Source organism: Serratia sp. JSRIV006, from assembly GCF_019968685.1.
GTDB classification, from domain to species: Bacteria; Pseudomonadota; Gammaproteobacteria; order Enterobacterales; family Enterobacteriaceae; genus Chania; species Chania fonticola_B.
On the sequence record NZ_CP074138.1, the window covers coordinates 1 to 23865 of the forward strand.

Below are 23865 nucleotides of genomic sequence, written 5' to 3' on the forward strand. Positions count from 1 at the left end.
GCAACCGCTAAACTGACCTGCCTGGTAAAAGGATGAAATCAAGACTGGCGACAAAGCCGCAGCGCAAGCGACCGCAGGGAGTGCGAACGGGTGCCGGCGACAGACTTGAATTCAGCCGCCAGGCAGGTAGTTTTTAGCGGGGCGAGGGACTCAGTCGGTGATGTGACTGACACGGGGCAAACAACGAGCACACACCCGACACGGCAAACAGCCGTGGCGTCCTTAGCGCCCTACGGTCCTATCGTAGGGCAGTGAATGCGTTGGCCCTGGCCAACTGCCGGGGTTGACCTGGTCGTTAGATATCAGACCCTAGCCGTCAGGCCCGAAACCCGCTCGCGGGGTTCGGCAGAAGCTTACCTGGCACCCCGTGCCGGGTTAGCTGAGTAGGGGTGACGACCCAGCAAAGCTGGGGAGCCGAAGGTATCCAGGTGGCCCTTGACGTGGTTTGTCAGCCAGCTGCATCACCAGGGTCGGCGGTGAAGAAAATAGAGGTAAAGGAGACTGCAGAAGATGATAAGGATGTGTATAGAGCTACCTGGTAGTGCTACCCAGAGAACTGAGAGAGAAAACAGGCAGGAGCGGAAATAAGAAAGCAGCGCGTTAGCGCTGCCTTCTTCCCTACCGCTGTGCCCTATTGCGGCCCTGGTGCTTTTCGCCGGACTCGAAAGCAATACCACAGCCGACGATCATTGCTGAAATCCAAACGACCTGAGAGACGACATGCATCAATACACTATGGTATGAGAACATCATGGCAGTGAGCGGTACCAGCAACGTAAAGGTACCAAACATGATAAATTTTCCGCCGATACGCTTTCTCTCTGCCTCAGACATCTTTTTCACTTTGGAGTTGTTTGCGATTTTATGTCTTATGAATTTCCACATACCCACCTCCCATTTAGCGAGTGATTGTGATCAGTATAGTGCTCATTTGCCTTTGAAGTAATCGGGACGATTTGTCAGTTCGCGGGTGATCAGTTCATCGGCAAACAATGGCGCGGCCTTCATTACCCGGCGTTCCAGATTCCGCTGGCGTGCCTGTGCCTTGCGTTCTGGACTCCAGCGGCGTATTGGCTTATCGTCCAAAAAATCCAGAGACACCATGTAGTCGCCACCAGGTATGAACAGTGCCATCACGCTGGCTGGCGCACGCTCACCGGCAGGCACATCCTCAAAGACCAGTACCTCTTCACCAGGACAAGGCAGATGGGGATACGCCCACCGCAGCGAATAGCGCCACATATTCACGCCACGCTCTCCAGCTTGTTCGGTAGCATCAACGCATCAAGCCATTGGTCTATCACTGACCGGCTTTCCATCTCGCCACGCATTTCACCGACAATGGCCCATAGCGGTTGCCCGACCACAAAGGACCATTGGAGCACATTGGTAAAGCGCTGGCTCCACACCTGCACCATGCCCATCAGGTCTTCATCATGGACCCCCTGACGTTCCTGTCGCTTATACCATGCGGCAAGTTCACTGGGTGTAATAAAGGCCAGTTCAATTTCCGCTTGCGCCACCTGAACCTGATAACGTCGGCGTTTTTGCTGGCGTTCACGTTCCTCATTGCTTAACCTGCGGGCAACTTTCAGATCGCATTTACGATGATGGCGTTCGCGTAAGCGATAACGCACTTCAGGAAAATACAAGTAGCCATGATCGGTGGAAAGTGGGTGTGGGCAAATTTCTCCATGGCTGGCGATCAGGATATCCAACGCCCTGATTATGTCGTCCTTGGTCGCGGATTTTCGTCCTTGATGATCGTATCTTCCAGCGGCTCTATGCACATTTTCTGCCGATACTCTGTGGCTGCTTCCGTATAACTCTCGAAGCAGTTCACGCGCGTAGGGATATTGGCCCACTCTTTTACCCCGTTGGATCTTATCTTCTACGGTAATAATGGCCTGCATGGCTGCACGCTGATACGAATTAACAGGAACGAGCGCTAAATGGTTCGGGATCATACTGTCAGCCCTCCCATACGCAACGCCGCTGCCAGCATGTTCGCTTCGGTGTAACCGGCGCGGATATACTCATCCAGCCGCCTGACCACCGCCCTGATGGCATCCGGGTCGAAACTGTCAGCACTGTAGAACCACGCTACCGAGGTTCCCTCCTCAAACGGCAGACGGCAATACCAGTAAGGCGACTCGTGACACGGACAAAGGATCTCGAACGGTACCTGTGAGGCCAATGGGTGATGTACGCGCAGGTGTACCGGATGAACACCGCCCCACTCTTGCCGCTGCTCACAGTCAATCTGCCAACAGTCAGGCAGTGCCAGTTCAGTGATGACCGCACTGGACAACGTCATGCGGGCCTTATCACCACGTTCGCGGTATTGTTCAAAATCTGTGGCGGTAAACGCTTGCAGTTTGGCCAGGGTAAATTTTTCTTCTTTCGTCATGGTGTTATTGCCGCCCTTGACGAGCGGCACCTCCGTTATCAGGCTGCGTCAGGGGTTGGGTTGGTGTCAGCGGTTTCTTGGATGTCTTCTTCGGTCGTCGCCGTTTCAGTTTTGGCCTCTGGCGCTTTTAACCACACCGGAACCCAACGATTCCCCTTCATCCGTTCTTCAGCCAGTTCGGCGGCATCGCCTTTTTTCATCTTCTCTGCATCACTTGCCGCCCCTGTAAATCCGGCGTCGGTCAGAAACTCAATGATTTGAGGCTTTTTGAGGTGATCAAAGAAATTGGCCTTGGTCGGTTGCCACCAGTCACGCATATGGAAGCCCAGCGCCGTTTCCAGCGGATCGAGCGTACTGCGTGAGGTATGACCGCATTCACGGGTTTGTACGCCATCTAGCGCACAGGCAGTACACAGCCCAAGGATAGACATCAGGGTTTCACCGCTCAGGGTAAAGAAAGTGGTGAAATCTTTTTCCCACCCTTTCGGCAACAAGGCGCTAATCCGCTCTTTTTCAGCCTCCAGCGCAAGATATGCGGTACCTTCACTCCCTGATGGTGCATTACTGGTGAGGGAAGAGTGAGAGTATGATATTGATGCTTTAAGCGCCGACGTTGGGCTACAGTATGTTCCCAACACGTTTTGGCACAGTTTCCATGCCAGCAACGCAACGGCCTTGGGGGTGTCTTGGAGTAACGCCGCTTGAACCGCCAGTGTTCTCTCAGAGGACATTTTGGTCAGTAACGGCAAGCTGATATCGTCTGCCGGATCCGGTGCTCTGGTATACGTTATTCCCCGAGGTTCGCCTGACGCTGCTGCTGTTTCCTCGCCCTCCTGCGGTGTATTTTCTGCCTCTTCCGGCTCTGGCTCCTGCTTTAACACCCCACGCTGGACGCGAAAGTCACCTTGCTCATAGGAAACGACAATACCGGATTGCGCTTTCTGCTCAGGCGTCCATGAACGGATCTCGACTTCTGTTTCCAGATCATCTATCTGTTGCTGGATTTCGTACTCATCATCATGGTTGTCTGTGGCTTCTAGCGCCGCGTTCCATTCCTCCATCCGGGCCTGTTCTTCCGGAGTAAGCTCCTGTGCGGGTGGCTGCTGCAAGGTATAATCGTTGCTATCCCTTCCCCACTCGCTGATCGCATTCAATCGGTGCAGACACCATGACCAGCCTTCACGCGCCTGAATTTCTTGGGCAATTTTCTCCAACTTGTTCATGACGTGGGTATCGAGCAACACGCTATCGACATACCCGTCATTCTCCCCGCTGAACAGGTCGCGGCGGATCTGCCCCTCTTCAAATACGTCAGCACCGACAAACGCAAACCTCGGGCTGTTGCTGATACTGACTTCACTGGCGGTGATAATGTTGCGGATATCATTAACCTGCGGTTTGCCGCTATAGCTGCGCGCTTTCGCCAATTCGAGCACCTGCAACTGGCGTTCATGGTCATCTTCCAGCGCCAGTACATGGCAGTGCTCTGCGGTCAGTTCGTCTTTTGCCACGGCATCAATAATGGCAGGGGCCAGTCTGGACAGCTTCAACATGCGTTGAACGTGGTGCGCACCAAAACCCAGCAGGTCGCCAATTTGCGCGGGTGTCTTCCCTTCCGCTGCCATCGTGCGAAAGCCGATGATCTGCTCGGCAGGGTGCATCCCTTTCCGGTGGTTGTTTTCAATCCATGACGCTGCGACCGCCATTTCGGCGGGTACGATTTTTACGGGAACAAAAGGCTGATCGGCACTGACCAGCCCCTCGGCTACCAACAACCCGGTCGCCTTTTTGCGACCGCCGCCGCCGACTACTGCCAATTGACCGTCCGGCAACGCCATGACGATCAGATTTTGTAGAATGCCGACCCCCTTGATACTGTCTGCCAATTCCCTGACTTCTTTCTCTGTATGCGGCACGATACGGGTATTCAACTCGCTATCTGCCAAACGGGAATAGGGCACCAGTTCTACAGGGGTACTTTCAAGCAAAGTGAGCAGTGTTTCTGCCACCACATTTTGTTTTGCTTTTGCCTTACTGCTGGATTTCTTGGTAGTTTTTGCTTTAGACTCGGTAACTGACATAGTTGAAACTCTCCTTATGGTCTTGACTACTGTCTGCCGGACGGCTCACGTCCGGCACCCTTTTGCTTACTGCTTTTTCACACCGTAATCCGTGATACCGCGATTCAGCCAATACCCGGCATCAGGTTCAAAATTCCAATAACGCTTGACCAAGTGGCCGTTGTCCCTGATAACGAGCTGAAATTGCCCCCCTTGATAGTTTTCGATGGTGATATTGCTGTAGGCAGCTGTTACAGCGCAGGCCTCTTCATGCGTAAACGTCCCCTCTGGAAGCAAAACGTGTTGATCGGTTTGGTCAGCCATTGGCGATAAACTCCTGTTAGTGATGCCCTGCTTGCACAGGGCGAAAAGGTAAATCCTAGAACGGGATATCGTCTTCAAAATCCATCGGCGGGTATTGACCACCTTGCGGCTGCGATGGTGGCGCTGATGGTGCTTGCGCGGCATCTGCTCCCTTTGGCGTACCTTTCCCTTTACCAGTACGCTTGCCCTTGGCCGGTGCGCTGCTGGCTGCTGGCTGCGCGGCAGCCGGAGGTTGAGGTGCATTGCCGCTGGTCTGACGCTCGCCGCCGCCCAGCATTTGCATGGTGCCATTGACCTTCACCACGATTTCGGTGGTGTAGCGATCGCCACCCTGTTCGTCCTGCCATTTGCGGGTTTGCAGTTGCCCCTCGATATAGACCTTTGAGCCTTTGCTCAGGTATTCCCCGGCCACTTCGGCCAGCTTTCCGAACAAGACGACGCGATGCCATTCGGTTTTTTCTTTTTGTTCGCCCGTTGCCTTGTCGCGCCATGTTTCGGAAGTTGCCAACGTCAGATTGGCTACCGCACCCCCATTGGGCATATAACGAATTTCGGGAGCCTGACCCAGATTGCCGACCAAAATCACTTTGTTTACGCCACGTTCTGCCATGATGAATCTCCTTATTTCCGTTGAGCTTTCGCTTTTGAAAACCATCACCCGTTGAGTTGTCGGGGCCGCGGTTTTGATGTTATTGCGGGGACCTGCTGGACTTTCCCGCTGGGTATTACCTTCACCCGTTTGAGAGTCGTTCGCCGCAAAGGGCGAAACGAGCATGGCCCGGTGAAGATGTCTGGGGGTGAGCGGGAAATTTTTTTCGGTCTAATGAAATGGCCGGGAAAAATTTATTGCGAAAGGCAGGGCCGGCCCCTGGACAGCAAGACGGGTTGTGCTTGTCTCAGCCCCGGCGAAAGAACTCAAATGGGTGAAGATATCCAGGTAATGAAACGAGCAGGAACCCGCCGCAACGACGAAACGCGCGGGCGCGAAACGGCGTTGCCCCTCAGCGCCCTGCTGATTTACCGCAGGGCAGTGAAAGCGGCGCGGCCCTGGCCGCTGCAAGCGCGCCCCTGACCTTGGTGTTGACCTTCCATCCAGCCTCGGTTGCTACCGAAGGCGGAGACACGACCCGTGGCTCCGTGGAGCTTAGGCCGTCAATTGACGGGCTTAGCGGAATGCAGGCGACGCGCCGACCGGAACGGGCGGGAAGCCCCTGGGGGCCAACACGGTTTTTTCTTCCGGCAGTTCCTTTCCTGGCCCTGCTACCCTGCCGATCGTCCTCGGATACCCCCTTGCTACCCTGGCCCTGCGTTTTTTGCTGAGCCAGTCATTAATTTGCAAAGAAACTATTTTCAATGGCAAAACATCCACCTACCTGATTGACTCCCTGGCCACCTTGCTATTTGGCTAACACGGCATTCATAATACTGTTAATTCATACAGTATATATTCAAGGTTTCAATACAAGATGAAAGCAGAACTGATCGCTGCCCTGACTGAAAGCCGGCTTTCGCTCCCTCTGTTTGGAGAAAGTTGCCCTGCAGGTTTTCCCAGCCCAGCCCAAGACTGGATAGAAGCCCAGCTGGATCTGAATCAGTTTTTAATTCACCATCCTTCAGCGACTTATTTCGTTCGTGCTGAAGGTGAATCCATGATTGAGACGGGTATTCTCTCCGGCGATCTGCTGATCGTTGATAAAGCCCTGGAACCCCGGCACGGCGATATTGTAGTTGCCTCTGTGGGTGGTGAATTTACGGTCAAGCGTCTGTGTGTTCACCCCCAACTCTGCCTGCAGCCAATGAATGCTGCCTACAGCCCGATTTATGTTGATCCAGACGATCTGGATATATTTGGTGTCGTGATACACGGCATTCATACCTTCCGTTGAGTTGGCCATGTACCTGCTCTGTGATGTCAATTCGATGTATGCCAGCTGTGAGCAGCTGTTTCGGCCAGACCTGAAGGGTAAACCGGTGATCGTGCTCAGTAATAATGATGGTGCGATCGTGGCGGCCAACCGCGAGGCGAAAGCGCTGGGTATTAAACGCGGTGCCCCCTATTTCCAAATGAAATCGCTGATCACCCGGTACCAGGTAGCGACGTTCAGCAGTAACTATGCGCTTTACGGCGATATCAGTGCCCGCACCATGTCCGTGCTGGAAGCCCTGGCACCGAAACTGGAGATTTACTCGATTGATGAAGCCTTCCTGGACATCACCGGCATTAACACCTGTGAGCCATTCCTCGCTTTTGGCCAGCGCGTTCGAACGACGGTAAAGCAGCAAACCGGGCTGAGCTGTGGCATTGGCATAGCCCAAACCCGCACACTGGCAAAGCTGGCCAACCACGCAGCAAAAACGTGGCCAGCGACTGGCGGCGTGGTGGATTTGAGCGATCGGCTACGGCAGCGCAAGCTGATGGCATTGCTCCCGATCGAGGAGGTGTGGGGCATAGGCCGCAAGCTTTCGGCCAAGCTCAGAGTGATGGGAATAGAAACGGTGCTGCAGCTGGCCGATGCCAACCTGCAGTTGATGAAAAGAACCTTTGGCGTGGTGGTAGAACGTACCGTTCGTGAGCTCAACGGTACCGCGTGCATCTCGATCGATACCCTGCCGGCAAAGCAGCAAATCATCTGCAGCCGCAGCTTTGGCGAACGCGTAACGCAGCTGCAGGACATGCGGCAGGCGGTCTGCCAATATGCAGAGCGCGCCGCAGAAAAACTGCGTGAGGAACGGCAATACTGCCGACACGTCAGCGTATTTCTACGCACCAGTCCATACGCCAATGATCCGTATTACGGGAATAATGCGAACCAGGTACTGATGCTGGCCACGCAAGATACACGTGATATCGTTGCGGCCGCGATGAAAGCCCTGGAGCAAATCTGGCGCGACGGGTACCGGTACCAAAAAGCCGGCATCATCCTGAATGACTTTTGTCACCGGCCCGGACAGATAGACCTGTTTGACGATTTACCGCCCAGGGCGAACAGTGAGAAACTGATGACGGTTGTGGATCACATCAACGCAACGGGGATGGGCAAGATATGGTTTGCGGGTCAAGGTATCAACAAAGGCTGGAAAATGAAGCAGGAGATGCTCTCCCCTGCCTATACGACACGCTGGAAGGATCTCCCGGTTGCCGTGATAAAGTAAACGCCAGCAAGCGCTGGCGTGTGACTTTCAGCAAGCTGGGGAGCATTCCCCTTTAATGAAAATACTATTCTCATTTGCCAGCGCGAAAATCACCTTCCAATAAGTCTGTCATAAAAGCCCCTTCAGTTTTGTCCTGACAAGTTCCACATTCACCTTTTCATCAGGCTCTGGCTCTGATGGTTCCTTGGGAATTTCCATGTTAAGCGCGGCAAGCACATCCTTGATCTGTACCTGCGATGGCTTCCACCCTGTCATTGCAGCCAGCTGGTTGATCACCTCATCCGGTGTCAGCGTCCTGGTGAACAACAGGGTCAGTAACTCAGGTAGCCTTTGATCCAGCTGATGCAATGCCAACCCGGCGATCAGTGCATGCCGATACAGTTCCCCTCTTTTTTTGCGTGGAACAGTATCGACCTGGTCAAGCGCCATGCGGTCTGACAATTCTTCCGGATGCAGATAGAGAGAGATTTTTTTTCTTCCCTCCATATCATCAGGCTCCATGTTCACTCTCCTTTAAATCGGGCTATTGCTTTAACAAGCGCGGTTTGAGGCTCATCCATCAGTACCACTTTATCGCCAAGATGCGCCCAAAACTTGCTTACAGCAGGTGCTATCAGTGTTGCACCTCCGCCGACAATGTAAACCCTGTTCACGTTGCGGAATTTAGTCAAATCGTCAACGACATGCTCACCCAATTTGTGGATCGCCGTTTCTATCGTATCCCGCACCAACGACTGCTTGCTTTCATCATTGACAACCTGACTGAAAAACGTGGCGTCATGGCGCTTCTTGATGAGTTCGTCAGCGATCATCGGGCTTGTGTCACTGCTGGCCATTCTGAGGGCCGTCAGGGTCGCATTGGTTACCTGACACACACCGATTTTAGAATTCCCGTGTACGGCAGACACATCATCGAACTGGCCGACAATCACCCCGACATCGAGCGTTGTCCCACCCAGGTCGATGACCAATGACTTTTCAAACTCGCCTACGTTGTCACTGACCAGACGTGTAAAGACTGCCGGCAATGATTCAGGCATCACGTCCACCGAGGTGATAGTGAAGGCTTCACCCTTATTCAGGCTAACCGGTCGCAACAGGTTCTTGATCTTGCGCTCGATGTTAAGTTCATTTTTCTGGCAATCAGCCGTGTAGTATTCGCTGATAGGTAACGTCACCGTGAGTGAGATTTCCTGTGGCTCCAGACCGCTATTGAGCAACGCATGATGCACAGCCAACACATTTGAGTCGGTATATTGGTACTCGATGTGCGTGGTACTGATTGCCGCTTCGCTTACCGGATCATAGGTGTACTTATGACCATCAAGGCTGTAGTTGTACGTTTTACGGCTTCCCAGACCATCGACTTTCCAACCGTTGCGAAACGAATTTACAGACACCGACGTTTTTAACGTGCCTGCTTCGAACCATGCCAGTTTTACGTTCGTTGAACCATCATCACAAAATAGTTTCATGCCATCTCCGTTAATACTCAACTCGAGTATTTATCCTTTGTAGTTTAACACTCAATTTGAGTGTTAATAATAGTTATCTCATCATAAAGACTCACATTGAGTATTTACATAGCAAACATTGATACTCAATCTGAGTATTATACATTTAAGTCTTGCTGCAATCTAGCTGCAAGATTGCAGCAAGATTATATATTCAAAAATATTGCAGCAATCTAGCTGCAAGATTGCTGCAATCATAGTTACGGCTATTGTTTTACTTCAGGTTTTTGTAATTCAGTTTTTCTTTGAGTGCTTCGATACCCTTTTCCAGTACCTCAACAAGCTTTAGGTTCTCGCGCTCAGCAATGTAGCGGACCTCTCTGTCAAACTCTGGTGTCACCCGCGTTGCAAACGCCAGTGTGCGGTTTGTTGTTCTGGCGGAACGTCCATCACGAAAAATCTGCCGAGCTGGTGCTTTGCTCTTGACCGGAGGATTTGCACTGTTAGCATCCGGCACTGGTGAAGGTGTTAACGTTGTTGGTGACTCTTCCAACGGTGCTGGGGCAACCTCTGGTGCCGTCAGGCTGGTTGCCGCTTCATCAAGAGTAGGAGGAGTTCCCAGGCCTCCCCGTTTCTTTAGTCTAGAAACATCGACCATTGCAATCACTCTCCTATTTTATCAATCAGCGCCTGGATAAGTTTGTCGGCGCGTTCTCTGAGGCCTTTAAAGCGGGTTTCAGTTACCGCCAATCCCGCGTTCTGTGCCAGTCGGTAGGCAGGCTTTTCGACCAGGCAGCCGTCCAGGGTTTCGTATCCGGCTTCCTGGATGTATGCCCTTGCGTCAGCCTCTTCCGTTTCGGTACCAATGCGGCAAAGTGAGAAGACCAGTTTAGCACGGGGGATACCGGCGTTAACGAGGCCATGAAACACTTTAATAGCAGGGATCAGATCATCAAGAGAGGCCCCCGTCGGTTGCACAATCAAATCGGCCACTTTTGCGATTTCCAAGGTACCTTTACTGGCTCTCGCCGGGCCATCGATAATCAACAGATCAAATCCTTCAGCTGCCGCAATCGCCTGCTCAGATGTTGAAAAGACTTCGACAGAAGCAGCCGGTTTCAGATTTGCGGCTAGCCTTCTCCGGTGCCAATCCGCTGATGTGGCTTGGTCCGTATCCAGGTCAGCAATCTTGGTTTTTATGCCCCCCTCGGTAGCCTCACGGGCCAGCGCCCTTGCCTGGGTACTCTTACCTACCCCGCCTTTTTGAGAAACAAACCCAACAATCCAAGCCATAACGCCCCCATTATCTTGCTGCAAGATTGCTGCAATATGATGATTATATAGGCTATCTTTAATCTTGCAACAACTCAAAATCTAGCTGCAAGATTGCAGCTAGATTGCCGCAATCATTTTATAAAATTAGATATATATTTCATTACGTTACATAAAACACAAGAGATACGATCCTTTCAAAAAGTCAAACCACAAATAAATATCTTGCTGCAAGATTGCTGCAACAATCATATGTGCGATACCAACAAATTTTGCGTCAGAGATGAAAGCCCGAAGGGCGGAGACAGGGTTACCTGGCTCCGTTCACGCCAGCTCGTTCCCCAGAATGGGGAGGCGCGCAAGGTAGAAGTAAGAGGGAGGGAATTCGCCGTGGTAGAGAGGGAACACCCGGTATGCATCAACGAAACCATAAGGCTGAAGAGAACAGCGCGGCAGCGCTGTCTGTTACGCCTTATGCGCCGCAGGCGCTGCTTTTCCGGCGCAAACTTACAGGGGGCTGGGTATCCGTGCCGATCTGGTTGCTACCTGTCCCTTTTGAATGCCCGCTTACCGACAACATAGGCAACAAAGGGAGCACTGAGCGCTACTGCAAAATAGAGCGAGTTCCACATGCCATCAGGTTTCTGCTTGGACATCAGATGACACCCGTAGAGCACCACACCTAAAATGATGTACAGGTATAAAGTCCATCGGAGAAAGCGGTTTCTGTTGCGCTTGATTTGATGAAGCAAGGCCCAGCCATTACTGGCATTGTCATCGAACAGCATCCGTGTATTGGCAGAACTGTCGTTCTTCAGGATCTGTTGCACTGCACTCTGCACATCCTTCTTGTTGTTGCTCACCGGTAGTTCCTCCCTTCCTGGTAACCGCCTACGTGATGATCGCAATCTCTCTGAAAGTTTGCAACCAAGAAACATTAAGGCGGGGTTTCCCCCGCCAATACTTTAGACCGCAGGCGGTAACGCACCAGGGAAGCGCCGGGCGACAATATCATTGATTTTATCGACCAACTCCGGGCGGGTAAATACAATGTGCGCCGTGCCAATTTTAAAGGCTTTAATGGTGAAGTATTCACAGGTAAAGAGCTGGTTTACCTGCTTTGGCCCCCGAGACATAAACTCACTAAACCGCGCCCCTTCGGACACCCGAAAATCTGGCACGTTCTTACCGTCCAATATCCAGAAAGGCCGCGCAAGGTCATTGATCCGCGTCTGGCCGTAACTCCCTAACGAATAGAATTTATCCTGAAAGCTGCTCACCATCCCATTGAGGATGATTTTTTTGCCCAGGCAGCAAGGGTTATTCGTCTTGTAGTCCCAAGAGAGGGAACGGAACACATCGATCAGCCCCTGTTCGAACGTATCAGCCTTGTTGGCGTGAAGGTTTTTAAAGGTCGCCAGTACGTTATCAAGCGAAATTTCCGGGCAAGCATCGCTGTACAGGCTGGTATCCCACGCGTCCCGCTGCTTGGTGCTCATCAGGGTAAACATACCTGTATCGTTCATCAGACGTTGCCAAACTTCACGGTCTGCCGCACGGCTGATGTTACGTCGGATTTTATCTTGCTCAGTGGCAACCGGGCTGGAAAGGCTGTATTCGATGATGCGATTAAAGTCAGGGAAGTAGGTTTTGCCTGACGCACTCAGCAGTTGCTCACGCGCCTGCTGAAGCAGGGCAATCGCCTGCAAGAACGTTGCAATACCGCTGTTACGCTGCGCGATAATGCGATCGACGGCGACCGAGGGGATCATTTCTCCAGCGGCCTGAGTAGGGTTTATATCGGTGGTGAGGGACGTGGTAGCGTTCATTCGATTTCTCCTTTCTGTATTCCCCCGACGAGGTTCCTCGCGGGGGTGTTGACGTTGTTTCGTATCGGGCGCAATGGACTCAGGAACGACTCAGGGCGTTGTAAGTGACGCAATAATCGACATATTCTTTTCGGCGTAGCACTTCCTCTACACGCACAACGTTATGCGCCATATTGTTGATGGTCATGATTTGTTCGATGGCGGCGTGTAGATCGCTTCTTTCGACCTTTTGCCCCACTGGAGACACTGAAGAACTGGCGGGATTGATGGCTATCCACAGGTTGCTGTCTGCGCCAGATAGGGGAGAACTACAGAAGTGGATAGAGGGCGTGCCTTTGATCACGCAATAAATGACCATGCACGTTTTACGGTGGCTGTCAGGGGTCGCGTTGAAAGCCGGTTTCTGGATCGTGGTAGCGTTCATCTTACTTCTCCTTTTGTGTTAAAAAACCATCACCCGTTGAGTTTCCTCGTCGCGGTGTTGACGTTTTGCGGGTACCTGCTGCTCTTTTTCCTCCGGTATTGCCATCACCCGTTTGAGAACCTGCGCCGCAAGGGCGAAAGAGCAACGGTCTGAGGCAGACGTCCAGGGCGGGCGCAAAAGTTTTTGCTGGCAAAAAGTTTTGAGACTGTGCTTCAGCAGTACCTGGACGGCCAGGAAGACTGTGGCTCAATCAGCCCCGGCGACAGGGACTTAAACGGTGACGTTGTAACGGGTATGAGTGAGCAGGGACCCGGCGCAACGCCGAAGAAGCGAGGCGAAACGGCGTTGCCCCTTACACCCCGGCAGGGGTTCGGCGGGGTGCAGAGAGCGCAGGCCACGGCGCGACAGAGCGGCAGTCTCCGGTCGCGGAGACACGCAAGCGATGCCCTTGACGTTCGGTATCAGACACTACCCGCAGGGCTGAAACCCGCTTTAGCGGGGTTCAGCGGAGACTGGCGTGCCGATTTATCGGCACAACGGGCGGAGTGTGGCTCGACGAGCCGACCGGAACGGGCGGTAAGCCGAAGGGACCCCAAAGGTGGCCTTTTCCGTTTTTGAGGGATACCCAGAGTGAGGAGAGACGAAAGACCAGGAAGAGAATAGACAGCACTGGCAACACACATGATCTGCGTTCAGTCGAGATATCCCTACCGCGCAACGGGATTGGCTGCGCGTTAGCGCGGCCATCCCAGCGCCGCAGGCGCGCGGCTTTTTCCGGCGCTGAGACAGGGGCGTTCACCCCTGCCGGTATCGTGGCGCGGTGCTATGCTACTGTCAGGCGCAGTATGGCTGTAGACACCCCGGTATAGGCAAACAGGCCACCCGGTAAAGGCTCCCAGTGCTCAGCCAGCGGTTTAAGGATTTCATTCTGGCGTGGCCCGTTCAGGCAGATAGCCGTGAGCACGCCACCGGGTTTAAGCAGCGTGCAAGCGTGCTGGATATGGTGAATATCGGCTGCCCGGTTAAACGGCGGATTCATGATGATATGGCTATAGCGCTTCTGGGGCGCATAGTGCAGGAAATCGCTACAGATCACGTTGACGTCATCAAATTCCCTGCGCAGGTAGTCACACAACTGCGCGTTGAGTTCTACCGCGTCACACGCCGCAGCGGGAGCCACGGCCCGGATAGCCCGTAAAATTGCCCCTGTGCCGGCGCTGGGTTCCAGTATCGTGTCCTGATCGGTGATCCCCGCCAGCGATACCAGGCGGTGACATGTGTTTTCGGGCGTCACAAACACTTGTGAACTGGCCGGAACGGTCATCACCGGGGCGCTCTGTTGAATTTTTCCGCGCATCATCTCGATACGTTGTTTTAATGCAGTGTGCATCTCAGCCTCTCCATGACTCCCCGGATGGACTCCGGGGAGCTGCTGTTATTTATTCGGGATTTCGACAATTTTTAAGTCAGTAATGTAGACAGTGCTCAGGCTGCAACCTGCGGTCATTACGCGGCGATAACGGTAGGCACCGTGTGTCTCTGTGGCGGCTTGAAGGCGCACCCCTTTGTAATCCCTCGGTTTAGCGGCCCATTCGGCCTTGGTCATCGTTACAAATCCCTCATCAGGATAGTTAACGATCGGGGGACGTTTTACCGTCACGGGGGCTTGTGCCGCATCGGCTTCCGTGGGGGCGGTATAGTCCGTGATTTTATCGACGGTCAGTTTCATCGTTCCCTCATAGCCCAGGAACGTATAACAGGGCGTTTCTACCGTGCTGACTTCTCCCGCGCTTTTGTTGATCCTGATGATTTTTAGCCATTCCCCCCGGCTTTTGACCTGACCGCCCACCTGAAATTCTTGTGAACGCGCGAATACACCGCCCTGTTCATTCAACATCGCTTGTTCATAGTTCAGGCGATTTTCGTAATGGGTCGCCCAGCGCCGATAATGGCGGATGGTGCTTTCATGGTAAGAAACGGCGATATTACGGGCCTGTTCCGGTGTAATGATGTCATTTTTGAGCGCGGAATAGAGGCTCATCATCCCCTCATACTGGCTTTTCTCCGGTGGGCGTGGGTACTGTTCCAGACTGAAGCAAGCCGCTACATGCTCAAAGTCACTGATGGCCAATGCCCGCTTTAAATCCAGTCCATCGGCGCGCCAGCGCGTCAGATACTTGTTAGCCTCTTCGATCGTTCTTTCCGCCTTGCGCAGATCTGCCTTGATGCCCTTGATACGGCGATAGCGCACATCGGGGCGCTCTTTGTATTTGCCGTGCAACAGAGAGGCTTTGGCGCGGTGCTGCCAATACTCGGCCTGTTCAAACAGCATGACCGCCTTTTGCATGCCATTTTCGATTTTTTGGGCATGGCGTCGCGCCTTACGTTCGCTGTGGTGGCCAACAAGAATAGGCTGCCCAAAAGGCACAGCAGCGGCGAGTTTATCCACGTGGGACAGGGTTTGACCGGATTCGCTGGCCCGTTTGTCACTGTAACCGCTGAAACGCTCGGCGCGTTCTTCCTGTCGCTCGATCAACGTGCTGTCGTCGTCCTCGATTTCTCCGGCCAGCGCGATCAACACATCTTCCCGGCGGGGTGTCCACGCAGGGGCAACGAATAGGTCTTGTTTAGGTGCCCACTTAAAGCCTGCTTTGCTCACTATCGCGTAGGTTTCATCATCAAGGCGTTGAGAGGTATACAACCGCAATTTATTGTCATCCGGGGAATAGGTCGCCCGGTAATCCTGCCCGTGAATTTCAAAAGATGCTTCTGTAGGCTTCGCTGTCGCGCCCTGGACGTTCTGTTGTGACATGTTTTGACTCTCCTTATGGGTTGATGTGATGCTTCTGTGAGTATTCGCCGTCGCGCATTGGCCCAGACCACGTTCAGGAGCGCTGGCAAGCCCGCCACAGGCGTTCATTACAGGCTTGCCAGAAGGAGCGAGGGAATGTGGTCTGCTGCGCAGCGACGGTCGGAATTACTCACGGAGGCCTCCCCCATGCCGAGGATGAAACAGGGCGCAATGCGGAATGGCGGCGCGTCTGCGAAAGCCGTTCCGCACTTTAGAGCGCCGGCAGGGTTATCGACGGCGTGGTGAATGCGGTGGCCATCGGCCAGCTGCAGGTGTTGACCTTGGACATCAGACCCGCACCGTCAGGCCGAAACCCGCTTGCGGGGTTCGGCGAAGCTTACCTGGCACTTCGTGCCGGGTTAGCTGAGTCGGGGTGACGACCTGGCTATGCCAGGAAGCCGAAGGGGGCCGAAGAGTCTGCTCTGTAGAAAATGGCGTAACTGGATGTACAGCAGGAAGAATATCCAGAAGAAGAAGCAATGCAGGCATACAGAGAGAACACCGTATAGAAAGACGATGATAATTAGGTCTGCCCCCTATCCCCGTTCTCGGTTGGTCTTGAAGAAACATCAACGCATGAGGGTAGGGTAAAGCGCCGAAGGCGCGTTCCCTACCTTCAGCGGCAGGGTACAGAATGCCTGGGGGTTTGGCGGTGTTAGGCAGGCGGTTTCCCCCTGCCATTTATAGGTTAACGGGTCACGCCTTGGGGTCTTCACGACCGTCAAGCACGTTTTCCACGGCATCCTCGATCACTGACCAGTTAATACCTTCATTCGCATCATAGTTATTGGTCATTACCATCGCGGCGTGGATCTCTTCCCTTGTTAACTCTTCTCCATACGCTTTCGACAAAAAGTCTTCATCAAACCAGAGTGAAGCCACGCACAAGTCATCTAGGGAATAATTCTTTTGCAGTCGGTCTATCAGGTTGCCTACCGTCATTTCCATTTCCATACTGTTTCCTCATTGCACGCTCAAGGGCACTATCCATTGAGGCAAGCAGCGTTGCTGCCTGCCTAGGTCTTTTTATTTCGTCACTCCAGCGCTGCGCTAATCGCGGCACTGTCGGGATGGCTTTCGATAAAGTTCCAGAGCTGGAACTCTCTCAACAGATAGTGTTGAAGCTGTTCCTTGTCCCCACAGTCTTTGTGTACCCAGCAGCGGCGGCTAATGGCCTGCGCCGTGAGGATGATCCCCGCCACCTCACCGCTGACAGGGCGGTCAAACCAGCCGTTGCCATTAATCATGTGATAGCGATCGCCAGTAGGCATCATGTAGCCGCCGCCCTGCGGCAGTCGTACAAAGTGCCAAAAACAGTCCTCGTAGTCGGTCAGGTGTTTACGGGCCAAGGCGTACACCTGCAATTCTGCGATCATGAAATCGTCACCAAACAAATAAGGCAGGAATGAAAGCCGGTCGATTTCTTCAACGTTCAAAACGGGCTGAGCTGCGACATAGTGCATGGAATACCTCCGAAATATCATGTTCCGCGACACCGGTCGGTGCCGTGCCGACACGACAGCCCGGCGAGCAGCGGCGCAATACAAGGGCGTTACCGCAGGCCGCAGCGCAGCGAACGAAAGCCGGTATTTGTACGGTGAGTCCGTGAAAATTGAGCGGGCGAACGACGGGAAAATGACGGCGAAAGTGAGCGAGAACGGGCGAGGATAACGGCACGCGAACCCTTGTATTCGTCGCAGCCGGGCTACAGTGAAGGCATGGCACCCGGCCGTCACGACACCAGAGCAACAAAGTAAGCGTCTCATCCAGACCGTATTGACGTTTATTCAGATGTGAGGTCGGTTTTCCACGGCAGTAGGTCGCGCAGCCGGTTTACCGGCCAGTCCTGGATATGCGTGAGCACATGACGCAACCAAGCTTCCGGCTCTACGCCGTTCAGCCGGCAGGCGCCGATAAGGGAGTACAGTACGGCAGCACGCTCTCCGCCCGCGTCTGAACCCGCGAACAGCCAGTTTTTCCGGCCCAGGGCAACGCCGCGCAGCGCGTTCTCCGCGATGTTGTTGTCTATCTCCGCCCAGCCGTTGCTGCAGTACAGGTTTAACGCGTCCCACTGCTTCAGCAGGTACGCGAATGCCTTTGCCGTATCCGAGTGGCGCGACAGCACCGTCATCTGCACCTGTATCCAGTCGTACAGCGACTGCATCAGCGGGATAGTCTGCTCCTTACGTACTGCCAGCCGTTCTTCTGCCGGGCTGCCGCGTATCTCCGCCTCGATGGCGTACAGCTCACCGATGCGCCTCAGCGCTTCGGTGGTGATATCTGTCGGCGTGCGGGCGTGAACGTCGTGGATTTTTCGGCGGGCATGGGCCATGCAGGCCGCTTCCGTGATGCGGCCGTCTTCGTACAGCGCGTTATAGCCGCCGTACGCGTCCGCCTGCAGGATGCCGCCGTACCCGGCAAGGTGACGTTGCGGATGCACGCCCTTACGGTCCGGCGAGTACGCGAACCACACCGCGGGCGGCAGCTGTGAACCGGCATTGCGGTCATCACGCACGTAGACCCACAGCCGGGCCGTGCGCGTCTTGCCGCTGCCCGGCTCCTGCACTGGCACAGGGATATCGTCGGTGTGCACCTTACCCGGCATCAGAACGTACTGACGCAGCAGGTCGTACAGCGGCTCAAGCAGCTCGCTGACCGCACCGGACCAGCGCCCCAGCGTGGCACGGCTCAGCTCCACGCCCTGCCGGCGGTATATTTCCGACTGGCGGTAGTGCGGCGTATGTTCCGCGAACTTCGCCGTGACGATGCGGGCCAGCAGGCCGGGGCCTGCGTAGCTGCGCTCGATGGGTTTTGACGGCGCGGGGGCCTGTGCGATGTGGTCACAGCTGCAGCAGGCCAGCTTCGGCCGCTGCGTTTCGATAACCTTGAAGGCGCTGCTGATGAGCTCCAGCTGCTCCGACACGTCGCAGCCCAGCGAAGTGAGCTCGCCGCCGCATTCCGGGCAGGCGGTTTCTGCCGGCGGCAGCGTGCGGGTTTCGCGGGGAAGCGAGGCGGGCAGCGGCTTGCGGGCGGAAGACTGGCGCAGCGGCTGCGGGAGTACCGGGTCGTGCTGCTCACCCAGCACCTCCGCCATCTCCTCCTGCAGGGCGCCGATGCGCTCCTCCGCCTCACTGACCTGGCGCGCTGTTTTCTCACGCAGCTTTTCGGAGCTTTTGCCGAACTGCATACGCTGAAGCTTAGCGACCAGCGCCTTCAGCCGGCTGATTTCGCTGGCGTACGCCGCCACCCGCTGCGAGAGCAGGCGGTTATACTCCGCCATTTTGCGGATGGTCGTTTGCTGCTCCTGCAGCAGCGCCCTGAGCCGGGCGTTTTCATCGGGGTATGAGGTGTCCATGAACCCACTTTAGCGCAGGTTACACCCGCAGGCCAGGGCGTTCCGTCCGCTGCGGATGCCGCCAGTTAATGCCTTCCAGCAGCATCGACAGCTGCGCCGGCGTCAGGTGCACCTTACCGTCGCGGGTCACCGGCCACACGAAGCGCCCCCGCTCCAGCCGTTTGGTGAACAGGCACAGGCCGTCCCGGTCCGCCCACAGCACCTTTATCATGTCGCCGCGACGGCCGCGGAAGATGAACAGATGCCCGCTGAACGGGTCATCCCGCAGCGCGTTCTGCACCTTCGACGCCAGCCCGTTGAAGCTGCAGCGCATATCCGTCACGCCGGCAACCAGCCAGATGCGCGCCCCTGCGGGAAAGTTAATCATGCCTCACCCTCCCTGAGTTCGCTGACCAGTACGCGCAACAGCTCCGGCGTCAGCGGCCCGGTCAGGCTCAGGCTTCCGCCCGGTAGCGTCAGCTTGCAACTGATGACCGGTGGAAGGTCCGTTGATACGGTCCCGGTCCGCCCTGGCGGAGGCGAAAGAGGCTCCACGGTGACGGGGATGAGTGTGGCTCTGCTGGCAGGATCCAGCAGCCCCTGGCGATGCAGATTACGCCAGTTAAACACCAGATTGTCGTTAACTCCATGCTGCCGCGCCAGCTCTGCCACACAGGCCCCCGGCTGCAGGCTCAGCTCCGCCATACGGATCCTGAACTCCAGAGGCCAGTCCGGACGACGTTTTTTGACGGGAAGGTTGGTTTCGAGGTTGAAGGCGTAAAGCTCATCCTCAAGGCGTTCCGGCGTATACCCTTCCGGCAGTGGCCAGTTAATGCCGGTGCGTCGAAAACGCGTAAACATTTTATGAACGGCAGAAGAGCTGACATTGAGTTGTTCAGCGATTTCACGGTAGGTCAGTGCGTCGTTAAATCGCAGGCTGAGTGCAGTGGTGATCCAGGTTCTTCTGGAGTAAGGCGTATTTTTGTCCACGGTAGTGTCCATGTTCGCGAAAGTGTCCATGGTAGGAAACACGGGCGAAAATGAAAGACGGTCTGGATGAGACGCTTACGCAACAAAGGGGTATTACGTCACAAGGCCACACCGTGGCCGGGTAAACAGCGGAGCCAGGCGACATCCTTATGCAAAGTGTTGAAGTGGGCAGGTCACAACCTGCCCAGGGCGATCAGACTTTCTGTAGGAAGGGACGGAACGCATTCAGCAGGCTCAACACATCCTGACGTGCCGCACTACACACATTATGCAGCGCTTCCCGGCACATCCAATGCCGTGGTGATTGTCCAGGGCACCGCAAAACATCACTGATGTCTTCATAAGCGACAACGGTCCCCACCAACTCATTTACGACGAGCAACCGCACACAGCCATACCTCGCGCCCTTGTTAAGTATGGCGTCCAGCACACGATCTGTTTCTTCCGTGTCTGTAGCATCAAACCAACTTTCCCCGTCGCACTCTTCGGCAACCATCCGAAAATAGCGCGTTTTGCGTTCGAACAATTTCACCTGTTGGGACGGCATCACGGCCGTCTGGATAAGGCAAGCATCATCTAACATCTGGATGCACACTTTACGAATGGCGGATTTCATGACGTTCAACACGGCCTGTATTTCCTTATCGGTCAGCCATTGGTGTGCATCGGGGAAGGTCACAAGGGTATTGTCTCCCGGTACTGCCGGCGTGACCAGTTGGTCCAGGCTCAAGACCATTTCGGCTTGCGTGCCTCTGAGTTTTCTAACCGCTCGATACAGTCGTTTATTTTGCTGCTCCGTAATCACCAACTGTGTGGCAAGTTTGGGTAGCAACCTCACCAGGTCGCCCGCATTCAGGCGCACACAGATACCTAACCAACAGGGCCATTTTGCCGATACCGCCACGGCATCGGTATGTTCAGGCCAGCCTTGGGATTCAAGTAGCTCCAGTGCCCGGTAATGGATTAACGTAGTAAGCGTTTTATTCGCTGTCATTGATGTGTTCCTTTACATTCGGTAAGGCCACGCCACCTTTGTGGCATGGCACTGGACTATCAGGCGGCTAACAGGGCTTTTACTCTGTCGAGATCTTCAAATCCCTGAACAAGCTCTGGTAACAACTCAATCTTGTCGTCTTGTGCAATACCGCTCTCAATTTCTAGTGCCATACCGGCAAACACGGTCAGCCTCGCCAGCACATCCGCTGGCACTTCTACCACTCGATCTTCATTGCGAACGAGCCTCAACACATTAATCACCGACGAGAAGGAAACACCTTGGTTCTGGTATTCTTGCATGGGTATATCGCCAATCCGGGCCAACACCTTTGTCGCCTCTGACTCGGTAATACCGTGGGATTGCGCTAGAGACATCACGCTTTCAGTGGTCCAGACCAGCACCGCCAGCGGTTCTTCAGCACTGAACATACGTTTCAATTCACGGATAATTTCTAATCGGGTTCCATACATCGTCTTCATTCCTCAAAACAGTGATCCAGTGCGGCCATTTCGCGATATGCCTCGAGACACAGCGTGTTGATCCGCCGCAGGCTCTGTCCTGCGAGTCGAATTACCAGTGCGTCTTCCGTGACGGGATACGTGCTCGTCAGTTTGAACAGCGCCATATGCAATTCATCCATCATGTGGCCGACCTTGGCGATATCCTCGCGAAGCGCCTCAAAGCCCTCGTAGTTCTTCATGCCGCCTCCGGGTAGTGTTCACCATCATTGGCAGCCGGGTATTGCATGGCGCGGCGTACTGCGGCCAGCCGTTGGACGCCAGCCGCGTGGTATTGGGGCAATAACTCGATACCGATATAACGCCGTTTTGCCCGTAACGCGGCGACGCAGGTCGAGCCACTGCCCGCAAACGGGTCGAGAACAATGGCACCAGGGTGTGTGAATGACTCAATCAGGGGTTGTAAGCTGGTCACGGGCTTTTCCGTTGGGTGATGACGGTTGCCGGTATATTTCCAGTCCAATACATCGGCTAGCGGGTTTTCCGGTAATGCAGGACGGCCCTTTGCCAGGATATAGGCGCACTCATGGCGATAGCCGACATAGGCGGATTTTGAGGCATAGGTCTTGGCAAAGACCAGGTGGCCCACCACCCTAAAACCAGACTGCTTCCACGCGGCCATGAATGCATCGACACGGTTCCAGCCATAAAAACTGACCATCAGCGCGTTCTTTTTCAGCACGCGGTACATGGCATCACTGGCTGGCTGGAGCCATTCGCCGGTTTTGTCGCCGGCAATAGAACGGCCGGAACGATCGCGAAAATCGACCAGATACGGCGGGTCCGTGAGAATGAAGTCAACGGCGTTAGCCGGGAATTCGGACATGATCGGGACACAGTTACCCAAAAGAAATCGAGACATAGGGGTACTCCTTATGGTCAGACGGCGACAGGAGGGGGTCGGTACGGCCCCCGTTCCCTGCTGCCGGTGCCTGTACGCCGCACCCTGCAACGGGTCAGGCCGACCGTGGAATACCGCAGCCGCAGGGGTATCGCGGCAAGGATATGCCGCGAAAGCGGCTTGAAGGGCGTTCATCAAGCAGGCGAGTGACCTGCGTAAACTCTCCGCTACGCAGGGCAGGAGCGGAAAAAGCGCCCGCCCCGTGGCCGCAGGGTGAGGCACACTGGCACCGGCAGTTGACACCCCGCGCAGCGGCGAGAAGGAGGAGCACCGCGACATCCTTATTCCTTCAGGCAAGAACGGACAGGTTTCCCTGCCCGATACGGATTGTTACCGCCTGTAATCCTGCCAGCAGTGGCCAAACTCATCCCTGACGATCACCCCGTCAGGTGTTTCACTGACCTGCCAGAGACTTAAGAACCCCAGCCCCCGGAGGATAGAAAACTCCACATCCTCCAGGAGCGTGATCGCACTGAACCACACTTCACCCTGGTCAAAGCACCACCAATGTTCTCCTTCGTCTTGCTGCAGTTCTGGCCACCAGGTGGCGCCCATCTGTTTTACCCCGTGTTCTGCCATGGCCAGGCAATCGGCCTGCACGATGAGGTGCTTTTCGGTTTCAACCCCAGCGGTTTTTATGTCAAAGCTGATCAACCAGGTCATGTTCATCCCCTTTTGACTGTGTCAATGGCCGCCTGCAGGTGATCCCTATTGAACCCGATATTGGCATCGTGAGAATCTTCAGCACGCTCCATAACAGCTTCTATAGCGTCCTCATCCAGGGTGTTGTCTAGCGCCAGCACGTCTGCAGCCAACCAGAACGTGCCACAGCACAACGCCTCGTCCGGGTAAGTAGAGAGACGTTGTTTGAAGGCATGGACAGTCATTTTTCGCATCATGGTCATCTGGGCGAGGATCTCGCCCCCTCCGGTAAAAGTGGAATGGGATACCGGCTTGCGCCGTAGCAAAAACACAGTCGGGCGGAAAGTGGCGTATGCCAGGGCACCGCCGCAAGCCGCAGCGCAAGCGAACGACGGAACGGCGTAAGTGCGAACGGGTGAGAAGGTGGCAACGCGTCCCTGAGCAGACGACACGGCACGACTACGTTGGGCTACGGCGCAAGCCCCACGCTGACGCCCTGCGGTTGTCCGATCCCCGCAGGTCCATAAACTGAGATTTATGGACCTGCACGCATCCTGGCCGCAACGGAAAAGGGATAATGTGGTGATCGTTCAGACAAGGAGAATTGAGAGACGGTGGCCACGGCAGTGCATTGAAGACGGGCCACCGTCAGTCGCAAGGTATGCAAGCCCGCGACTGGCGCGGAGTATAGCTGTCTACTCGCAAG

Annotated in this window: 30 protein-coding genes and 1 pseudogene; 4 read left to right on the forward strand and 27 right to left on the reverse strand. The window is 54.8% G+C overall.

Going from position 1 to position 23865, the window contains the following annotated elements:
• Positions 1-618: 618 nt before the first annotated feature.
• From KGP16_RS26555 to KGP16_RS26585, 7 genes are all read right to left on the reverse strand, one after another.
• Positions 619-834: a hypothetical protein gene (locus KGP16_RS26555; protein ID WP_223501671.1), complete on the reverse strand. Its 216-nt coding sequence runs from the start codon at positions 832-834 to the stop codon at positions 619-621.
• A 93-nt stretch (positions 835-927) separates the two neighbouring features.
• A complete protein-coding gene (locus KGP16_RS26560) occupies positions 928-1242 on the reverse strand; it encodes a theronine dehydrogenase (protein ID WP_223501718.1) in 315 nt (104 codons plus the stop codon).
• A gap of 2 nt (positions 1243-1244) precedes the next feature.
• Positions 1245-1967, reverse strand: coding sequence for a plasmid SOS inhibition protein A (locus KGP16_RS26565; RefSeq protein ID WP_223501672.1), 723 nt, complete (start codon positions 1965-1967; stop codon positions 1245-1247).
• Positions 1964-2410, reverse strand: coding sequence for a conjugation system SOS inhibitor PsiB family protein (locus KGP16_RS26570; RefSeq protein ID WP_218520543.1), 447 nt, complete (start codon positions 2408-2410; stop codon positions 1964-1966). Before KGP16_RS26570 ends, KGP16_RS26565 begins: the two co-directional genes overlap by 4 nt.
• Positions 2411-2448: 38 nt before the next feature.
• Complete coding sequence (locus KGP16_RS26575) at positions 2449-4491, reverse strand: ParB/RepB/Spo0J family partition protein (RefSeq protein WP_223501674.1); 2043 nt, start codon at positions 4489-4491, stop codon at positions 2449-2451.
• Between the two features lie 66 nt (positions 4492-4557).
• Positions 4558-4794, reverse strand: a complete 237-nt coding sequence (locus tag KGP16_RS26580; RefSeq protein ID WP_218520541.1) for a DUF905 family protein — start codon at positions 4792-4794, stop codon at positions 4558-4560.
• A 55-nt stretch (positions 4795-4849) separates the two neighbouring features.
• Positions 4850-5404 (reverse strand): single-stranded DNA-binding protein, encoded by a 555-nt coding sequence (locus tag KGP16_RS26585; protein ID WP_218520540.1) that lies wholly within the window; start codon positions 5402-5404, stop codon positions 4850-4852.
• Positions 5405-5713: 309 nt separating this feature from the next.
• On the opposite strand from KGP16_RS26585, the gene KGP16_RS26590 reads away from it, so the two are divergent.
• The 3 genes from KGP16_RS26590 (at position 5714) to umuC (ending at position 7947) form a co-directional block, all read left to right on the forward strand.
• A complete protein-coding gene (locus KGP16_RS26590; RefSeq protein ID WP_218520539.1) occupies positions 5714-5866 on the forward strand; it encodes a hypothetical protein in 153 nt (50 codons plus the stop codon).
• Between the two features lie 394 nt (positions 5867-6260).
• Positions 6261-6680 (forward strand): translesion error-prone DNA polymerase V autoproteolytic subunit, encoded by a 420-nt coding sequence (gene umuD / locus KGP16_RS26595; protein WP_065684396.1) that lies wholly within the window; start codon positions 6261-6263, stop codon positions 6678-6680.
• A gap of 7 nt (positions 6681-6687) precedes the next feature.
• Entirely contained in the window at positions 6688-7947 is a 1260-nt protein-coding gene (gene umuC, locus KGP16_RS26600; protein WP_223501680.1) for a translesion error-prone DNA polymerase V subunit UmuC, read from the forward strand.
• A 108-nt stretch (positions 7948-8055) separates the two neighbouring features.
• Here umuC and KGP16_RS26605 read toward each other — a convergent pair whose 3' ends face one another.
• The 7 genes from KGP16_RS26605 to KGP16_RS26635 all read right to left on the reverse strand — a co-directional run bounded on the left by KGP16_RS26605 (position 8056) and on the right by KGP16_RS26635 (position 12926).
• Positions 8056-8448 carry a plasmid partitioning/stability family protein gene (locus KGP16_RS26605; RefSeq protein WP_223501681.1) on the reverse strand — a complete coding sequence of 131 codons (393 nt, stop codon included), beginning with the start codon at positions 8446-8448 and terminating at the stop codon, positions 8056-8058.
• A gap of 2 nt (positions 8449-8450) precedes the next feature.
• Positions 8451-9422 carry a plasmid segregation protein ParM domain-containing protein gene (parM, locus tag KGP16_RS26610; RefSeq protein ID WP_218520534.1) on the reverse strand — a complete coding sequence of 324 codons (972 nt, stop codon included), beginning with the start codon at positions 9420-9422 and terminating at the stop codon, positions 8451-8453.
• A 253-nt stretch (positions 9423-9675) separates the two neighbouring features.
• Positions 9676-10059: a hypothetical protein gene (locus KGP16_RS26615; protein ID WP_223501682.1), complete on the reverse strand. Its 384-nt coding sequence runs from the start codon at positions 10057-10059 to the stop codon at positions 9676-9678.
• A 5-nt stretch (positions 10060-10064) separates the two neighbouring features.
• Positions 10065-10694, reverse strand: coding sequence for a ParA family protein (locus tag KGP16_RS26620; RefSeq protein WP_065684391.1), 630 nt, complete (start codon positions 10692-10694; stop codon positions 10065-10067).
• Positions 10695-11215: 521 nt separating this feature from the next.
• On the reverse strand, positions 11216-11536 hold the full coding sequence (locus KGP16_RS26625; protein ID WP_223501683.1) for a hypothetical protein: 321 nt from the start codon (positions 11534-11536) through the stop codon (positions 11216-11218).
• Positions 11537-11638: 102 nt separating this feature from the next.
• Complete coding sequence (locus KGP16_RS26630) at positions 11639-12502, reverse strand: DUF4942 domain-containing protein (protein WP_223501685.1); 864 nt, start codon at positions 12500-12502, stop codon at positions 11639-11641.
• 79 nt (positions 12503-12581) lie between these two features.
• Positions 12582-12926, reverse strand: a complete 345-nt coding sequence (locus tag KGP16_RS26635; RefSeq protein WP_223501686.1) for a hypothetical protein — start codon at positions 12924-12926, stop codon at positions 12582-12584.
• A gap of 298 nt (positions 12927-13224) precedes the next feature.
• Here KGP16_RS26635 and KGP16_RS26640 point away from each other — a divergent pair.
• Positions 13225-13350, forward strand: a pseudogene (locus KGP16_RS26640) (hypothetical protein); the annotation flags it as partial.
• A gap of 399 nt (positions 13351-13749) precedes the next feature.
• On the opposite strand, the gene KGP16_RS26645 reads toward KGP16_RS26640, so the two are convergent.
• The 13 genes from KGP16_RS26645 to KGP16_RS26705 form a co-directional block, all read right to left on the reverse strand.
• On the reverse strand, positions 13750-14316 hold the full coding sequence (locus KGP16_RS26645; protein ID WP_223501688.1) for a methyltransferase: 567 nt from the start codon (positions 14314-14316) through the stop codon (positions 13750-13752).
• A 45-nt stretch (positions 14317-14361) separates the two neighbouring features.
• Positions 14362-15738: a DUF3560 domain-containing protein gene (locus tag KGP16_RS26650; protein ID WP_223501689.1), complete on the reverse strand. Its 1377-nt coding sequence runs from the start codon at positions 15736-15738 to the stop codon at positions 14362-14364.
• A gap of 735 nt (positions 15739-16473) precedes the next feature.
• Positions 16474-16731 carry a hypothetical protein gene (locus KGP16_RS26655; RefSeq protein WP_065684455.1) on the reverse strand — a complete coding sequence of 86 codons (258 nt, stop codon included), beginning with the start codon at positions 16729-16731 and terminating at the stop codon, positions 16474-16476.
• Positions 16732-16811: 80 nt separating this feature from the next.
• A complete protein-coding gene (locus KGP16_RS26660) occupies positions 16812-17240 on the reverse strand; it encodes an antirestriction protein (protein WP_223501690.1) in 429 nt (142 codons plus the stop codon).
• Between the two features lie 320 nt (positions 17241-17560).
• Entirely contained in the window at positions 17561-19132 is a 1572-nt protein-coding gene (locus tag KGP16_RS26665) for an IS66 family transposase (protein ID WP_223499771.1), read from the reverse strand.
• A 19-nt stretch (positions 19133-19151) separates the two neighbouring features.
• A complete protein-coding gene (tnpB, locus tag KGP16_RS26670) occupies positions 19152-19499 on the reverse strand; it encodes an IS66 family insertion sequence element accessory protein TnpB (protein WP_223499772.1) in 348 nt (115 codons plus the stop codon).
• The gene (gene tnpA, locus KGP16_RS26675) at positions 19496-20113 is read right to left on the reverse strand and encodes an IS66-like element accessory protein TnpA (RefSeq protein ID WP_223500317.1); all 618 of its coding nucleotides are present in this window, start codon (positions 20111-20113) and stop codon (positions 19496-19498) included. The genes tnpB and tnpA overlap by 4 nt, the downstream gene beginning before the upstream one ends.
• Positions 20114-20294: 181 nt before the next feature.
• Positions 20295-21095 carry a hypothetical protein gene (locus KGP16_RS26680; protein WP_218520530.1) on the reverse strand — a complete coding sequence of 267 codons (801 nt, stop codon included), beginning with the start codon at positions 21093-21095 and terminating at the stop codon, positions 20295-20297.
• Positions 21096-21154: 59 nt separating this feature from the next.
• Positions 21155-21568, reverse strand: a complete 414-nt coding sequence (locus KGP16_RS26685; protein WP_218520529.1) for a DUF1380 family protein — start codon at positions 21566-21568, stop codon at positions 21155-21157.
• A gap of 5 nt (positions 21569-21573) precedes the next feature.
• Positions 21574-21798 (reverse strand): hypothetical protein, encoded by a 225-nt coding sequence (locus KGP16_RS26690; RefSeq protein WP_065684381.1) that lies wholly within the window; start codon positions 21796-21798, stop codon positions 21574-21576.
• Positions 21795-22478 (reverse strand): DNA methylase, encoded by a 684-nt coding sequence (locus KGP16_RS26695; RefSeq protein WP_065684380.1) that lies wholly within the window; start codon positions 22476-22478, stop codon positions 21795-21797. Before KGP16_RS26695 ends, KGP16_RS26690 begins: the two co-directional genes overlap by 4 nt.
• A 369-nt stretch (positions 22479-22847) precedes the next feature.
• On the reverse strand, positions 22848-23180 hold the full coding sequence (locus KGP16_RS26700; RefSeq protein ID WP_083196345.1) for a hypothetical protein: 333 nt from the start codon (positions 23178-23180) through the stop codon (positions 22848-22850).
• A 2-nt stretch (positions 23181-23182) separates the two neighbouring features.
• Positions 23183-23422, reverse strand: coding sequence for a hypothetical protein (locus tag KGP16_RS26705; RefSeq protein ID WP_223501691.1), 240 nt, complete (start codon positions 23420-23422; stop codon positions 23183-23185).
• Between the last annotated feature and the right edge of the window lie 443 nt (positions 23423-23865).

Excerpts from the sequence above, each read along its gene's own strand:
- umuC (WP_223501680.1), top strand. The coding sequence starts at position 6,688 with ATGTACCTGCTCTGTGATGTCAATTCGATGTATGCCAGCTGTGAGCAG.
- KGP16_RS26605 (WP_223501681.1), bottom strand. The coding sequence starts at position 8,448 with ATGGAGCCTGATGATATGGAGGGAAGAAAAAAAATCTCTCTCTATCTG.
- tnpB (WP_223499772.1), bottom strand. The coding sequence starts at position 19,499 with ATGATTAACTTTCCCGCAGGGGCGCGCATCTGGCTGGTTGCCGGCGTG.
- KGP16_RS26570 (WP_218520543.1), bottom strand. The coding sequence starts at position 2,410 with ATGACGAAAGAAGAAAAATTTACCCTGGCCAAACTGCAAGCGTTTACC.
- KGP16_RS26700 (WP_083196345.1), bottom strand. The coding sequence starts at position 23,180 with ATGACCTGGTTGATCAGCTTTGACATAAAAACCGCTGGGGTTGAAACC.
- KGP16_RS26575 (WP_223501674.1), bottom strand. The coding sequence starts at position 4,491 with ATGTCAGTTACCGAGTCTAAAGCAAAAACTACCAAGAAATCCAGCAGT.
- KGP16_RS26620 (WP_065684391.1), bottom strand. The coding sequence starts at position 10,694 with ATGGCTTGGATTGTTGGGTTTGTTTCTCAAAAAGGCGGGGTAGGTAAG.
- KGP16_RS26645 (WP_223501688.1), bottom strand. The coding sequence starts at position 14,316 with ATGCACACTGCATTAAAACAACGTATCGAGATGATGCGCGGAAAAATT.
- KGP16_RS26705 (WP_223501691.1), bottom strand. The coding sequence starts at position 23,422 with ATGACCATGATGCGAAAAATGACTGTCCATGCCTTCAAACAACGTCTC.
- KGP16_RS26690 (WP_065684381.1), bottom strand. The coding sequence starts at position 21,798 with ATGAAGAACTACGAGGGCTTTGAGGCGCTTCGCGAGGATATCGCCAAG.
- KGP16_RS26655 (WP_065684455.1), bottom strand. The coding sequence starts at position 16,731 with ATGGAAATGGAAATGACGGTAGGCAACCTGATAGACCGACTGCAAAAG.
- KGP16_RS26695 (WP_065684380.1), bottom strand. The coding sequence starts at position 22,478 with ATGTCTCGATTTCTTTTGGGTAACTGTGTCCCGATCATGTCCGAATTC.
- tnpA (WP_223500317.1), bottom strand. The coding sequence starts at position 20,113 with ATGGACACTACCGTGGACAAAAATACGCCTTACTCCAGAAGAACCTGG.
- KGP16_RS26585 (WP_218520540.1), bottom strand. The coding sequence starts at position 5,404 with ATGGCAGAACGTGGCGTAAACAAAGTGATTTTGGTCGGCAATCTGGGT.
- KGP16_RS26660 (WP_223501690.1), bottom strand. The coding sequence starts at position 17,240 with ATGCACTATGTCGCAGCTCAGCCCGTTTTGAACGTTGAAGAAATCGAC.
- KGP16_RS26685 (WP_218520529.1), bottom strand. The coding sequence starts at position 21,568 with ATGTATGGAACCCGATTAGAAATTATCCGTGAATTGAAACGTATGTTC.
- KGP16_RS26560 (WP_223501718.1), bottom strand. The coding sequence starts at position 1,242 with ATGTGGCGCTATTCGCTGCGGTGGGCGTATCCCCATCTGCCTTGTCCT.
- KGP16_RS26665 (WP_223499771.1), bottom strand. The coding sequence starts at position 19,132 with ATGGACACCTCATACCCCGATGAAAACGCCCGGCTCAGGGCGCTGCTG.
- parM (WP_218520534.1), bottom strand. The coding sequence starts at position 9,422 with ATGAAACTATTTTGTGATGATGGTTCAACGAACGTAAAACTGGCATGG.
- KGP16_RS26590 (WP_218520539.1), top strand. The coding sequence starts at position 5,714 with ATGGGTGAAGATATCCAGGTAATGAAACGAGCAGGAACCCGCCGCAAC.
- KGP16_RS26635 (WP_223501686.1), bottom strand. The coding sequence starts at position 12,926 with ATGAACGCTACCACGATCCAGAAACCGGCTTTCAACGCGACCCCTGAC.
- KGP16_RS26580 (WP_218520541.1), bottom strand. The coding sequence starts at position 4,794 with ATGGCTGACCAAACCGATCAACACGTTTTGCTTCCAGAGGGGACGTTT.
- umuD (WP_065684396.1), top strand. The coding sequence starts at position 6,261 with ATGAAAGCAGAACTGATCGCTGCCCTGACTGAAAGCCGGCTTTCGCTC.
- KGP16_RS26615 (WP_223501682.1), bottom strand. The coding sequence starts at position 10,059 with ATGGTCGATGTTTCTAGACTAAAGAAACGGGGAGGCCTGGGAACTCCT.
- KGP16_RS26680 (WP_218520530.1), bottom strand. The coding sequence starts at position 21,095 with ATGACAGCGAATAAAACGCTTACTACGTTAATCCATTACCGGGCACTG.
- KGP16_RS26630 (WP_223501685.1), bottom strand. The coding sequence starts at position 12,502 with ATGAACGCTACCACGTCCCTCACCACCGATATAAACCCTACTCAGGCC.
- KGP16_RS26565 (WP_223501672.1), bottom strand. The coding sequence starts at position 1,967 with ATGATCCCGAACCATTTAGCGCTCGTTCCTGTTAATTCGTATCAGCGT.
- KGP16_RS26555 (WP_223501671.1), bottom strand. The coding sequence starts at position 834 with ATGTCTGAGGCAGAGAGAAAGCGTATCGGCGGAAAATTTATCATGTTT.
- KGP16_RS26650 (WP_223501689.1), bottom strand. The coding sequence starts at position 15,738 with ATGTCACAACAGAACGTCCAGGGCGCGACAGCGAAGCCTACAGAAGCA.